This window comes from Puia sp. (assembly GCF_036500295.1).
In the GTDB taxonomy this organism is placed as follows: Bacteria; Bacteroidota; Bacteroidia; order Chitinophagales; family Chitinophagaceae; genus Puia.
Genome location: NZ_DASYCH010000020.1, coordinates 1 through 14,144, shown reverse-complemented (window position 1 = coordinate 14,144; position 14,144 = coordinate 1). Strand labels below are relative to the sequence as shown.

General features: G+C 56.6%; 7 protein-coding genes. 4 read left to right on the top strand and 3 right to left on the bottom strand.

All coding sequences use genetic code 11. The annotated features are described in order from the left end of the window. The coding region (locus tag VGM48_RS05750) for a T9SS type A sorting domain-containing protein (protein WP_331576952.1) at positions 1-3,502 on the top strand (3,502 nt) is incomplete at its 5' end. A gap of 44 nt (positions 3,503-3,546) precedes the next feature. Next, positions 3,547-5,532, top strand: a complete 1,986-nt coding sequence (locus tag VGM48_RS05745) for a gliding motility-associated C-terminal domain-containing protein (protein ID WP_331576950.1) — start codon at positions 3,547-3,549, stop codon at positions 5,530-5,532. Positions 5,533-5,582: 50 nt separating this feature from the next. Here the strand turns inward: VGM48_RS05745 and VGM48_RS05740 are convergent, their stop codons facing one another. Continuing rightward, positions 5,583-8,000 carry an ABC transporter permease gene (locus VGM48_RS05740; protein WP_331576947.1) on the bottom strand — a complete coding sequence of 806 codons (2,418 nt, stop codon included), beginning with the start codon at positions 7,998-8,000 and terminating at the stop codon, positions 5,583-5,585. Between the two features lie 55 nt (positions 8,001-8,055). Here VGM48_RS05740 and VGM48_RS05735 point away from each other — a divergent pair, with 55 nt between their 5' ends. Next, positions 8,056-9,201: a hypothetical protein gene (locus VGM48_RS05735; protein ID WP_331576945.1), complete on the top strand. Its 1,146-nt coding sequence runs from the start codon at positions 8,056-8,058 to the stop codon at positions 9,199-9,201. Here the strand turns inward: VGM48_RS05735 and VGM48_RS05730 are convergent. After that, on the bottom strand, positions 9,165-12,308 hold the full coding sequence (locus VGM48_RS05730; protein WP_331576943.1) for a DUF2723 domain-containing protein: 3,144 nt from the start codon (positions 12,306-12,308) through the stop codon (positions 9,165-9,167). The genes VGM48_RS05735 and VGM48_RS05730 overlap by 37 nt on opposite strands. Positions 12,309-12,457: 149 nt before the next feature. On the opposite strand from VGM48_RS05730, the gene VGM48_RS05725 reads away from it, so the two are divergent. Beyond that, complete coding sequence (locus tag VGM48_RS05725; RefSeq protein ID WP_331576941.1) at positions 12,458-13,684, top strand: right-handed parallel beta-helix repeat-containing protein; 1,227 nt, start codon at positions 12,458-12,460, stop codon at positions 13,682-13,684. On the opposite strand, the gene VGM48_RS05720 is transcribed toward VGM48_RS05725, so the two are convergent. Beyond that, positions 13,674-14,144, bottom strand: a 471-nt coding sequence (locus VGM48_RS05720) for a serine hydrolase domain-containing protein (protein WP_331576939.1), incomplete at its 5' end; no start/stop codon positions are given. The two genes, VGM48_RS05725 and VGM48_RS05720, sit on opposite strands and share 11 nt — an antisense overlap.

Sequence of the window (14,144 nt, the reverse complement as noted above, 5' to 3'; positions counted from 1 at the left end):
CGTGACGATCAACCAGCAGAGCAGTGGGGGATATTTTATGCTGGGATATAATTCGAACGACCTGTTCAATGATGATATCATTGTCACTTCCACCGGGAGCGGCGGGATCAACCTGGGCTATACTTCGGGTACGGGTACGCCAACGCTGGCGGCGGGTAAGACCATTTCTGTGGGTTCGGCGGGATTCAGTGCGGGGTCGCTGAACTTTTATACGTTGGTTCAACTGGGCAATGCCGCGATAAACCTGCTGCTAACTGGAACGAATACCTCCGTCACGTTTGCGCGGGCTTCGGTGATGGGTGGGGATGTGACGGTCAGCGCGCCGGACGTATTTCTGAACGGATCCACCTTCAATGGGGCATTGACGGCGACCAAGACCGGGGTGGGTGGGGACTACAACCAGGGTGGGAATGTCTTTACCGGGGTGTGCAGCATCACCAATTCGGGTGCAGGCTTCTGGGTGTTGGGGAATAGCCAACCGGATGTCTGGAACAATGATGCGATCTTTACCACGAATGGGTCCGAGCGGGTCTTACCCGGTTGGGGAAGCGCCGGTAACCAGTTTAACGGCAATATTTACGTGAATACGGCGGGGAGCGCCATGGGTATCCAGTTCTGCGGCGGCAACGGCGTGGCTACGGCTACGCTGGCGTCGGGTAAGACGATCCAGGCAGGGTCATTGGGTCTTAATGCAGGTTATCTTATCCTGCGGCAGTTTACGTCGCTGGGTACGGCGGCGGTGAACCTTACGATGGGTTCTACGGCCGGCTATCTTCAATATGGACCGTTGTCGAGTTTTGCGGGTGATGTCAACAGCCAGAGCCCCGGCTTGCTTTTTAATGGCTGTACGTTTGGCGGAGCGATAAACTGTGTGAAGACAGGAGCTTCCAACGATGCCTCAGTGGGGAACAACGTTTTTAATGGCGTGACGGTAATAACGAATACGGGGTCCGGCTATCTACTGCTGGGTAACGGTAATAAAGATCAATTCAATGCCGATGCTACGTTCAATAACAACGGCAGTGCGACTTTTTATGTGGCGTATAATAGCGCCGGTAACGTATTTGGCGGCAGTGCGACCTTTAACAATTCGCCTACCGCCAATGTGGCCTTTAACGTCAGTCCGTATTCCGGCGGGACCGTTTTTAACGGCAATATCGTGGTCACCGGTACGGCGGGTGGCGGGGTCCAGTTCTGCTCCGGCTCTGCGAGCGCAACGGCTACGCTGACCGCGGGCAATACCATCGCTGTCGGGGCGGCGGGTTTTTCTTCGGGCGTTTTGTTGTTGAAGAACTTCACGCAGGTGGGTGCGACCGCGCAGACGCTGGCGTTGAAGGGGACGGGTGACCTGACGTTTGGTCCTGCTTCCAGTTTTGATGGAGGGGTAACCGGAACGAGTCCGGCGCTGCATCTGAATGGCTGTATCTTCAACAGTGTGACCAATTTTACGAAGACGGGTGCAACGGGCGACTTGAGCAATGGCGGCAATGTGTTCAACGGGGTAAGTACTATCGTCAACAACGGGACCAACTACCTTTTGCTGGGCGGTGTAAGTCCCGACGTCTGGAATAACGATGTGGTGTTTACCAATAACAGTACGGAGCGGCTTTTGCCCTGTTGGTCGTCGACGGGCAACCAATTCAATGGCAATATCTATGTCAATACATCGGGCAGCGCCCAGGGTATTCAGTTTTGCGGTGGTAACAGCACCGCTACCGCATTGCTTGCGGCGGGTAAGACGATCTTAACCGGAAGCGGCGGCCTCAATGCGGGCTATCTGCAATTGCGGCAATTTATTCAGTCGGGCAACGCGGCGATCAGCCTGACGATGGGAACCCCTGCTACCTATATTCAATATGGACCTTCTTCTTCTTTTGGCGGAAATATCGTGTCGACCAGTCCCGGGCTGTTCTTTTTGAGCAGTACGTTCAATGGATCGGTCAATAGCACGAAGACCGGGGCTTCGAGTGATGGAAGCACGGGGGGGAATATTTTTAACGGAACCGTTTTGCTTACGGACAATGGGAGTGGTAACCTGCAGATGGCGAACACCGTGGCCGATGCTTATAATGGGGATATCCGGTTTGTCAAGAATGGTACCGGAGTGATACAACCGAATTACAATTCCAATTGCACTTATGCGGGCAATGTCAGCGTCGGTGCGGCCACGACGGTTACTTTTGGAGGCAGCACCAATGGAGTTGCCAGCTTTACCGGAACGGCAGGTCAGACGATCAGTTCGGACGCGGGGACTCCTGCGCCGTTGTTTACGCGGATGGTTGTTGCCAATACGGGAAGCGGCGTGACACTGAATAACCCCGTCAATGTCTCCGTGATCCTGACGCTCAACTCGGGTCTGGTGAATACGAGTACGACTGCCTTGCTGACGATGATGAACGGCAGTGCGACCGCGGCGGGTACCGCCTTGTCGACCAGTTATGTCAATGGGCCGATGTGTTATCAGAAATCGAGTGCCGGCGTGTCCACGCTCAATTTTCCGGTGGGGAATGCGCCTGATTGCCGGCCGGCGGTCCTGACGGTGAACCATAGCAACGGTACGCTTTACAACTATACGGTGCAGGTATATAATATCGCGCCTGCGTCGTTGGGGTGGACCCTTCCGCCCACGGTGCACGACCTGCCGACGACGCACTATTATACGATCGCGCGGACGAACTCCGCCGGTGCGAGCCAGCCCAATCAGAACCTGAGTGGTAATCAAACGATCGAGATCTTTTTTGGGAGCAACGACAATGTTGTCGATGGGCCGGCGATGACCGTGGTGAAGAATACCTTTTCGGCGACTACGGCGTGGATCGATATCGGGGGGAATGGCAACCCGGGTTATAGCGGGGGCGCCAACCTGACCGGCAGTGTTACGTCCACTTCGGCGCCGAGCGCTTTCAACTCCTTCTCGACCTTTGCGTTGGGGACGAACCGGGCCTATTTATTGCCGACAAAGCTGTTATACTTTAAAGCACAGGCCGATGGCGGCAATGTCGATCTGAGCTGGGCGACGGCGATGGAATCCAACAGCAGCGGATTTACCGTCGAAAAGAGCAGGGATGGGGTCGCTTTTACGGCCCTGACCTGGGTGCCGACCGAGGCTGATGGCGGCAACAGTTCCGTTGCCCTGAATTACTCCACGGTGGACCCTGTGCCTTACCCGGGAGTTACGTATTATCGTCTTGCTCAGGTGGATAAGGACGGCCGGGTTACCTATTCCGGCGTGGTCGCGGTGCATATGGATGAAACGCCGAGCATCTCCGTATATCCCAATCCTTCGCGTGGAAGCATTTATATCAGCGGGTTGGGTAATGTGGGGCAAACCGTCCATGTCAGCTTGTATGACCTGTCGGGTAAGGCGGCACTGGAGGCGGATGCGGCGGTGCAGGGTGGGATGGTGCGGCTGGATACCCGGTTGAGCAATGGCGTATATGTCCTGAAGCTGCAATCTGCCGGCGGAACGGTGGTTGTGAAGAATATCATTATCCTCAAATAGGAGGGTGGGGAAATTATTCTTAAATTGGTGAGTTTCTGCTTGCCATGAGAATAATTGTGCTGTTGTGTTTTGTGCTGACGGCCTGGTCGGCGGCCGCGCAGACCTGCACCGGCGGGTTAGGGCCACCTATTGTGAATATCACATTCGGGCAGGGATTTGGGAATGGGCCGCCCCTTGCAGCTGGGATCACGAACCTCAAATATGTCACGGGATCCTGTCCCAACGACGGTGAATATACCATCGTCAGCTACACCAATCCCTGTTTTAGCGGCACCTGGCTGAATATTGGGGAAGATCATACCTTGAACCAGGCGGGATATTTTATGCTGATCAACGCCTCTTTTCAGCCAAGCGACTTCTATGTACAAACGGTGAATGGTCTTTGTCCGGGGACCAACTATCAGTTTTCCGCCTGGGTCCTGAATATGGTTTCCGTTGGCGGGGAGATCCTGCCCAATATCACCTTCCGAATCGAGACGCCCCAGGGGCAGGTGCTTGCCACCTATGGTTCCGGGGATATTCCGCAGGCGACACCGGCGCGTTGGAATCAGTATGCCTTTAGCTTTAATAATCCACCCGGCGTCACGTCGGTGGTGCTGCGTATCCGGAATAATGCGCCGGGCGGGAACGGCAATGACCTGGCGCTGGATGACATTAGTTTTCGCGCCGAGGGGCCGGTGGTGTCGCTTGCTTCCGCGGGGTATGCGACGGATACGGCCACGATCTGCGACTATAACGAGACTCCGATGTCGATCGATGCCGCCGTGGAAAACTGTTATCCGTCGCAACAGGTGCAGTGGCAGGTGAGTGTGGATACGGGGTCGACCTGGAAGGATATCCCGGGGGAAAACACGACCAGCTATCAGCGGCCCGTGACGGCGCCGGGGCTTTACCTCTACCGTCTTGCCATCGCGCAGGCGGGCAATCTTGGCAGTCTGGGCTGTGAGGTGGTATCGAACCCGTTTGCCGTAAATATTCTCCCGACACCTGCGCCGGCGGTGTCCATCACTTCTGTCTATCCAGCGAACTGTATCGGACTGCCGCTCCACTTTACCGCGACGCCCTTCGACGGCGGGAATGGGCCACATTATCAGTGGTTGGTGGATGGGCTTCCGGCGGGGCAGGATTCCTCCGGGCTTAGCTTTCCTTCTTTGCCCGGGGATGTGATGGTCAGCTGTGAACTGACTAGTAATGCCGTTTGTGTGCAGAACCCGATGGTCTCTTCCAATGTTTTGGATTTGAAGGCGATACCGATACCGGTACAGCGTGTCGGGATCGATCCGCCGGTAATGGCTGTCTGCCAGGACAGTCTTGTAAAATTTGTTGCTGTGCCGGATAATGGCGGGGCTTCGCCCGCCTATCAGTGGCTTGTCAATGGCGGGGGTGCCGGCAGCGGGCCTGTGTTTACTACTACCACGTTAAAGGATGGGGATGTCGTGGATTGTATCATGACCGGCAGTCTTACCTGTAGTCAGCCTGTGGATGCGGCGCCGGGGGTGAAGATGACGGTGTATCCGTTGCCGGTGATCGTGCTGGATTCGGCGGTGATCATTGGCGGTGGGTCGGGCATCCGGTTAGAGCCGGTGATCACGGGGACTATTGCGAGTTACGCGTGGAGTCCGGCTGCGGGGCTGGACGATCCATCGGTGGCGGAGCCTTTTGCCAGCCCGGTGGGGAATACGGCTTACCGGCTTTATGTGGTGACGATGGATGGTTGTCATTCGACGGCTTCGGAGCTGGTGGAGGTGTATTATCCGTTGAAGATGCCGGGGGCGTTTTCACCTAATGAGGATGGAAAGAACGATGTGTTCCGGGTTCCGGTGCAGTCGCCGGTGGAGATCCGGTATTTTGCTGTTTATAACCGGCAGGGATTACGGGTCTTTTATACCAGCGATGTTGGAACGGGGTGGGATGGTCGATATAACGGAATGGTGCAGCCGGCGGGGGTGTATGTCTGGGAGCTGGGGTTTGACAATCCGTTGACGCGGAAGGCGGAGAAGCGGACTGGGACGGTGGTGCTGGTGAGATAAACATACAGGAGCGTTTCGAGCCGTTGCGGGTTAACGCCGGTTATTATTGGTTATTCCGATCGCAGGTGATCGATAGGGTTTTGGATGGCGGCGCCGATGAGGCGGAAGGCGATGGTCAGCAGGGTGATTCCCAGCAGGGTCAGGGCCGAGAGGGCGAAGATCCATGCGGAGAGGGGGATGCGATAGGTATAGTTCTCGAGCCACCGGTGGAGGGCGTAGGCGGAGAAAGGGGTTGCGATGAGGAAGGCGATGGCGAGGAGGATCACGAAGTCTTTTGTAAGCAGCAACATAATATTGGCTATTCCGGCGCCGAGTACTTTGCGGACGGCGATCTCCTTTTTCCGTTGTTCGGCGGTGAAGGCTGCGAGGCCGATCAATCCCATGCAGGAGATAAAGATCGTGACGGCGGTTGCCGCGCGTACCAGCCGGCTGAGCTGTTTGTCGCTTTGATAAAGGCGGCCGATGGACTCGTCGAGGAAGGTATAGGAGAAGGGGTGATCGGGGACTATTGTTTTCCAGGTGGATTCGAGGCGGGACAGGGTTTGTGCAATCCCGGAGGCGGTTGCTTCCGGCAGGGCTTCTCTTGCTGATGTGCTTGCCGGGAGGCGGATGGCGAGGTTGTTCTCGATGTTTGTGAGGTGGCCGATGAGAACGGGAATGATGGGATCGTGGAGGGAGCCCTGGTGGTAGTCGGCGACTACACCGGTGATGGGCCAGGAGGGGGCGCCGTTTATGCTGAGGGAGTGGCCGATGGCATCGGTGGGATGGGCGAAGCCCAGTGTGCGGCAGTAGGTGGCGTTGATGAGGAAGCCGTTGAGGCTGTCGCCCGCGGGGAGGTTGTGGCCGGCGAGGATGGGCAGGCGATAGAAGGGGACGAATTGCTGGTCGGCGCCCTGGAGTTTTACCCACAGATCGGTTTCTTTTCTGCCGTCCAGGCGGATGGGTTGTTCGATGGTTCCCGAGGCGGCGGGTGCATAGCTTTGAAGGGTGAGCTCTTTGATGCCCGGGATCTGGGCTGCTCTGGCGGCGAAGCGGCGAAGATCTTTTTGGGATGCGTGATAGTTGTTGACCGTGATGACCGCATTTGTGGCGATGCCCATATCGGCGTCAAGCATGTAGCGGAGCTGGCGGCCGGCGGTGATGGAGGCGATGATGAAGATGCAGGAGATGGTAAACTGGAAAACGATGAGTGATTTGCGAATGAACCATTGCCGGTCTTTTGGATTTGTTTTCAGGCTTACGGATGGCGCATAGGCGGCCAGGACGCGGGCGGGATAGAAACCGGCGAGCAGGGTGGTGATCCCGATGACGGCGAAAGTGAAGAGCAGCGTTGACCCGGCCAGGGGATGAAACTGCGCGTCTGCGGGCAGGTAGGACCGAAACAGGCTGAGCAGCGGTGACACAAGCGAGATGGCCAGGATCGCGGCGAGGAGGGTGATAATGGCGGTTTCCGTCAGGAAGCGGAGGATCAGCTGGGTTTTGCTGCCGCCGAGGATCTTGCGGACGCCGGTCTCTTTTGCGCGGCGGAGGGACTGGGCGGTGGAGAGGTTTATGAAATTGACGATGGCCAGCAGGAGGATGAAGACCGCGGAGCCCATGAGCCCATAGAGGGCGGGCAGGTGGGCTTTTCTTGCGCCATCATGAGCGTATGCTTCATTGAAATGAATATCGGATAGGGGCTGGATAACCAGTTGGAAATGGATGAGACTGAGAAGGGTGTCGGTGGGATGATAGCGGGGGAGGATCGCGGCGACCTGGGTTTCGATGCGTGACGGGTCGCTGCTGGGTTTTAGTTTGATCAGGGTCCTGATGTAGGGGGTGGCGGGACTCCATTGCCAGGTGTGCGGTTTGAACTGATTACGGAGGGAGGAGTGGGCGATGGTTGGGAAAGAGATGAAGCGGCTGTAGGGAAAGTCGGTGTTGCCGGTCCAGTCCTTTATGATGCCGGTAACGTGGAGTTGGAGGGAGTCATCGACGGTGAGGACCTTGTCGATGTAGGTGTCCGGCGAGTGACGGCCGAATTGTTTTATTGCCTCGCTTTCCGAGAGGACGATCGTATTTGGGGTGTTGAGGGCTGTGGCGGCGTTGCCGGCGAGCCAGTCGTAGTGGAAGATATGGAAGTAGTCGTTGGTGGTGATGATCGTGGCGTCGCCGTAGGGGTAGTAGGCGGCGACGGTTTCGATACCCGGGACATCGGCGCGGATGAAGGCCGGGGCGGGGGAGGGGATGTCTTCGCCATAGTATTGGGCGGGGACGCCGGCGCCGTTGTTCTCCGAGATCCTGGCGCCGATGCGATAAATGCGGGCTTTCCCGGGGTGGAAGTCGTCGAAGCTGAACTCGTAATGGGTGATGGTATAGATGGAGATGCAGGCGCAAAGGCCCAGGGCGAGGCCGAAAACGTTGATCAGCGTATAGCCTTTATGGCGGGCGAGGGTGCGCCAGGCGTAGCGGAGGTGGTTTTTGAGCATAGGGTGGGGATGCGGATCGGGGTGGATTCCATAAAAATATTGTAGCTTAGGAATTATGAGAAAAATAACCTTACCTGCCGCTTTTATCCTGATCGTTTTTAATTGTTTGGCGCAGACCGGGGGGATGCGGATGGCGCCGGGGATCCGGTTGCCGGAGGATTCGGTGACGAGGGAGGCGTTGATGGGGAGCTTGCGGGAATGGATGATCGCGAAGGATGGGCCGGACAGTTTGAATAGATGTGTGGCGGTGGCCGACCGGCCGGCGATGGCGGTACTGACGGCGCAGATGCGGGCGTTGAAGGGGGATTGCTATCTGGGGGCGCTGACGCCGCTGGACAGCGATCACTGGCAGATACGGCTGAACTACCTGGAGATGCGGAAGGATACCCCGATGCTGCAGGCTTGCTGTACGTTGCTGGCCCGGCGGGAGGGTGGACATTTTCTTATGTCCCCGCCACTTGCTGAGAATACGGCCTGCTGGAAGCGGAAGACGATCGGGTGTTGCACGTTTCATTATCCGGGAACGATCAATATGCGCAGGGCTGCTGAATTCGAGCGGACGGTGGCGTCGGATGATCGCCGATTGGGGATCGCCGAGCCGGTGATCGATTTTTATTGCTGTGCGAATCTGATGGAGGCGTCGAAGCTGGTGGGGATCGACTATCTGGCCGGTTATGGCGGGTATGGATATTCGGATCTGTCGGAGAATTACGGGCGGAGGATGGTCATTCTCTGCGGGAATGAATGGAAGGATGGATTTTCTACGATCAGCATGCATGATATCTGGCATGGTGAACTGCATCGGGCGGTGTCGACGAAGATCATCAACCGGCCAGTGGATGAGGGGATGGCGTACCTGTATGGCGGCAGCTGGATCGCCTATAGCTGGCAGGACATCCTGAAATTGATCGGGGACTACAGGACGGCGCATCCGGGCGCCGACTGGCTTGCGCTTTATAAGGAAGGGACGAATCTGATCCCGCCGCCCAAGATCATCAAGATCTCCTATGCGATCAATGCGCTGATCGTGCAAAGACTGGAGAGGGACCGGGGCTTTGCGGCGTCCCTGCCGTTGCTTTGCTGCGGACCGAAGGCGGCGGGTGATGCGAATTATTTCGCCGCGCTCCGGGTTGTGACGGGTGTCGATGAGCCGGGGTTTAATGGCTACATCGAGGGCTTGCTTACCGAGGCTTTAAACTGATCTTCCCCTTGCTTTATCCGAAGCAGGATCGAATAGCCTGACAGGATATCCTGCGCGAATTGCAGCTGTTTTTCCGAAAGATTATTTGGTTTTCCCTGTGTTGCCTGCTGGGCATTGATGGCCAGTTGCTCGTCGGTCATGCTTTCGCCGAGCGACTGGTAATACTGCATCTGCTGCAGCAGATCTTTTTTTATCGAGGCTGCGACCTTTGCGGCGAGGACGGCGTCATCGGCGGCGTAGCAGGTCTCGAGGAAATAGAGGGAATACGAGTTGTCGGCATTTGCGCGATTGCAGGTCATTCCGTAGGGGAAGTTATTGATGTCGACGTTGTGGTCGTAGTTCTCGAGAACGCGGCGGGCGTCTGCTTTCCGGCCGGCGGCGGCGAGGCTGCCGGCTATTTCCGCATGGGCCAGCTTTATCAGATTGAGGCGGCGGCGGTTCTCTTCGTCGAAGTAGACGCCGGGTGTGCCGGCATGACCATACTGGAATTTCGTGGTGATGTATTTGTAGGCGACATCATTGTCTACGCGGGCGTTCTCCAGGGGGGTGAGTTCGTAGGTCATCCCATGGTTGCGAACGTATTTGTCGAGTCCCAGATCGCTGATCTCGCCGGGGGAGGTGAAACAGATGGGGCGCTTCCAGTTGTTGGCGGCGATGATCGCCAGCATGGCGATCTCGTTCTTCAGCAGATAGTTCTTTCGTGGGGAGATATCGAGCCGCAGCTGTGGGGTGATGGGTTCGCCGGGATGGGTGGTACCGTTGGCCAGCACCTGGCGGGCGTCGACGGGAACGGAGAATTTGCGGGTGGGCAGGAGATTGAGCTGCATTCCGCTCTCTGATTCCGTCATATAGCGGGGATCGTCCTTTGCCAGGACGGTCTTGAATGTATCGTAGAGATCGTAGTATTTGTCTTTGTCGAAGCCGGGAAGGCGATCGGTGAAATAGACGATGGTTTTTCTGTCGCCCATCACTTCTTCGGGGGTGAAGAGCACATCGACCGGGGCGGCATCGTTGACCTTATAGCGGAGCTGGTTGATGAGCCAGTCGGTGCCCGAGAGGGTGTTGATGATGACCCGAACGTCGGGCCGGACGTGTTCCACCTCCTGGGCGTACCAGATGGGGTAGGTGTCATTGTCTTCGAAGGAGAAGAGGATTGCGTTTGGCGGGCAGGATTCGAGGTAGTCGACGGCGAGATCCCGGGCGAGGGTCTTTTTGCTGCGGTCGTGGTCATCCCATTCCTGTGAAGCCATGAGGGTGGGAACGGCCAGGAGGCAGAGTGCGGCAGCGGACCATGCCGATGCGGGATGGGGCAGGCGGGGGAGGTAACGTGTCAGGAGTTGCTGGATCGCGATGACGCCGAGGCCTATCCAAATTGCGAAGACATAGAAACTGCCGGCGAAGGCATAGTCTCTTTCCCGGGGCTGTAGACCGGCCTGGTTGAGATAGATGACGACGGCAAAGCCGGTGAAGAAGAACAGCAGGCCGGTGATGATGGCATCCCGGCGATTCCGGCGGTATTGGGCAAAGAGACCGAGCAGCCCCAGTACGAGGGGCAGCATGAAGAGCCGGTTGTAGGATTTGTTGTTCTTGCGGGCGGTGTCGGGCATATGGCTTTGGTTGCCGTAGAGAAGGTTGTCGACGAAGCCGATGCCGCTGACCCAGTTGCTGTCGCGTGGGTTGCCGAAACCCTGAAGATCGTTTTGTTTGCCGGCAAAATTCCACATGAAGTAACGGAGGTACATCCAATTCGCCTGGTAGTTTATAAAGTATTTTATGTTATCTGCCATGGTGGGGTTGTCGCCGTCGGCCATGCCGGAGAATCGTTTGTACGTGTCGACCTCGTTGCGGGAGTTGTCAGAATTGTACATGCGGGGAAAGAAATGGGAGGAGGGGGTATGCGCCCAGTCCTGGGCATATTTTTTCCCGGCGACCTCGTATTTGCGGGCGCCTTTTACATAGAGATCACCGGTTTCAATGGTGGGCGGCGGATCGGTGAAATCCGGTCCATACAGGATGGGCCAGTCGCCATAGCTTTCGCGGCCGAGATAGCTGGCGAGGGCAGCGGGGTTGTCGACATTGTACATATCCACCGGCGTATCGGCGTTGCTGCGGATCATCGTGGTGATATAGGTGGAATAGCCCAGGAGCATAAAGGATATGCTCCAGAGGCCTATCCTGAGATAGTATTTGTTGTGTTTTGTCGCCCAGCGGATGGCGAGGACGATGCCAGCCGCGAGCAGGACGAAGAAGGTGGCGAAGCCGCTGAAGAAAGGCAGGTTGAGCGAATTGACGAAGAAGATATCGAATGCGCCGGCGCCCTTGATGGTACATTGAATAATGAATACCTGTACAAAGCCGGTAATGAGACAGCCGATGACGAAGGCGGTGATCGTTCCCCAGACGGTGGGACGGTATTTTTTGAAATAGTAGACCATGACGATGGCGGGGATGGTCAGCAGGTTGAGCAGGTGGACGCCGATGGAGAGTCCCATCATGTAGAAGATAAAGATGAGCCACTTGTCGGCGCCGGGCTTATTATTGGTTTGATTTTGTTCCCATTTGAGGATGGCCCAGAAGACGATGGCTGTGAAGAAGGCGGAGGAAGCGTATACTTCGCCTTCGACGGCGCTATACCAGAAGGAATCGCAGAAGGTATAGGCGAGGGCGCCGACGACGCCTGCGCTGAGGATGGTGATGGTTTGGTTGCGGTTGGGTTCGATATCGGGATTGTAAGCGGCGCCGGGTCCGCCGGGGTGTGGAGCACCCTGCATCACGAGTTTTCTGGCGAAGTGGGTGATGGTCCAGAACAGGAAAAGGATGGACAGGCCGCTGGCGAGGGCGCTCATGCAGTTGACGGCGCGGGCAGCGGTGTGGGGATTATCACCAAAGAGGATGATAAAGAACCGGCCCATGAGGATGAAGAGCGGTGCGCCGGGTGGGTGAGGGATCTCGAGTTTGTTGCAACTGGTGATGAATTCACCGCAGTCCCAGAAACTGCCTGTTGGTTCCATGGTCAGGATAAATACGGTACAGGCGATGAGACCGACGATCCAGCCGGTGATACGATTGAGCCGGAGGAAGTTGCCGTTTGCGATAGTTCCCTTCATATGAATGCGTTAAGCGATATTTTGAACAAAGAAAATGCCGGTTGGCAGCTATTGGAGGATCAAGCCATTAGAATGCGCGCAGATTTGTGGGTGTTCGGTTTTGATACAGCTATTGTACGACTTGGGAGCAAATCTTATTTTTATTGACGATGAAAAAGACTGTTTTTGCCGGTTTGTTCCTGCTGGGGTGTTTGTGTGCCGCGGCGAGAAATTATTATGTCGCTGCGGCCGGGGATGACCGGTATGATGGGAGTATGGCTCATCCCTGGAAGACGATTGCGATGGTGAACCGGTACTTGTTCCAGCCAGGGGATTCGGTGTTCTTTCGCGGGGGTGAACATTTTCCGGGGACGTTGAGATTCGTGGGAAGGAGGGGATTGGTTGCCGGGTCATATAGTAAAGGATGGGCGACGATCGATGCGGGAGATTCATCGGCCATTGTGCTGTACCGGTGTGCTTTGTCACGGGTGCAGGAGCTAAGGCTGGTGGGCTCGGGGCGGAAGAGCGGGAATGTGAAAGATGGGCTGGCGATGATCGAGTGCGTTCATTGCCGGGCGGATAGTATCGAGATCACTGGGTTTCAGAAATCGGGGTTGTTTATCTGGTGTTGCATGGATATCGCGGTGAATGGGATCGTTGCGCATGAGAATGGGGCGGCGGGTATTGCGGTGGAGGGGAAGGACAAGCGGAGTACGCGGGATATCCGGATCGCAGGCTGCCGGGCGGACGATAATCCCGGTGATCCTACCAACCTGACCAATCACAGCGGCAACGGGATCGTTTGCGGGCATTGTACGAAACTTTTGATCGAGCGGTGTTCGGCGACCAACAACGGGTGGGATATGCCGCGGATCGGTAATGGGCCGGTTGGCATCTGGTGTTATGAGGCGGACAGCGTTATTATCCGTCACTGTCTTTCGTATAAGAACAAGACTTCGCCGGGTGCGGCGGATGGTGGGGGTTTTGACCTGGATGGGGGTGTTACCAATTCCGTGATAGAACATTGCCGGTCCTATGGCAACCAGGGTGCGGGGTATGGCCTTTTTCAATATGCGGGCGCGAGCCCCTGGTATAACAATATCCTTCGTGATAATGTCAGCGAGGAAGACGGGCTTGTCTCGGAAGCGCGGGCGGGTATCTATATCTGGAATTCGAGCGGAGATCCATCGCAAATGAGGGATTGCAAGGTGTATAACAATACAATCAAAAATGACCGGGGGGCGGCGATCCGATTTGCGGAGAAGAGCGCCAGGATGGGATTTGTTTTTGCCAATAATGTTTTTGTGGGCAGGGATAGCCTGATCCGCGGGGACCGGGGGAAGGATGTGTTTCGGGGGAACCGGCGGCGGGTGATAAGAGGGGTGGCTAGCGAGTAAGATCGTGCCAGTGAAAAATGGGGGTGAGGTCGGCGAAGTTGGTCGTTTTCAGGATCTCGGTGATGGCTTCGAAGGGTTTTTGGTTGTCGGCGAGATTGGAGAAGTAGACGATGGTGAGTTGGTCGCCGGGGAGTTGGACGACGAAGTTGGAGAAGCCGCAGGTGCTGCCGGAGTGGAAGAGGAGGAAGGGTGGGCCGGGAGCAAGAAACCAGCCGGCTGCGTAATAGCTGTTGGTCGTTCCGGTGATGGGGAAGCGGAGGCGTTTGAGGGTGGCGGGAAGATCGATCAGCTTATTTTGTTGGAGGGCGTGGGTCCATTTTGCATAGTCGACGAGGGAGGTGTAGACGCCGCCGTCGCCTTTTGTGGCACTGGTTACGCTTTGGTCGTTGGGATAGCCCATGGCGCGGCGGGGGATGCAGGCGCCGGGGTTATAGACCGTACTGCTGTCCATGCGCAGGGG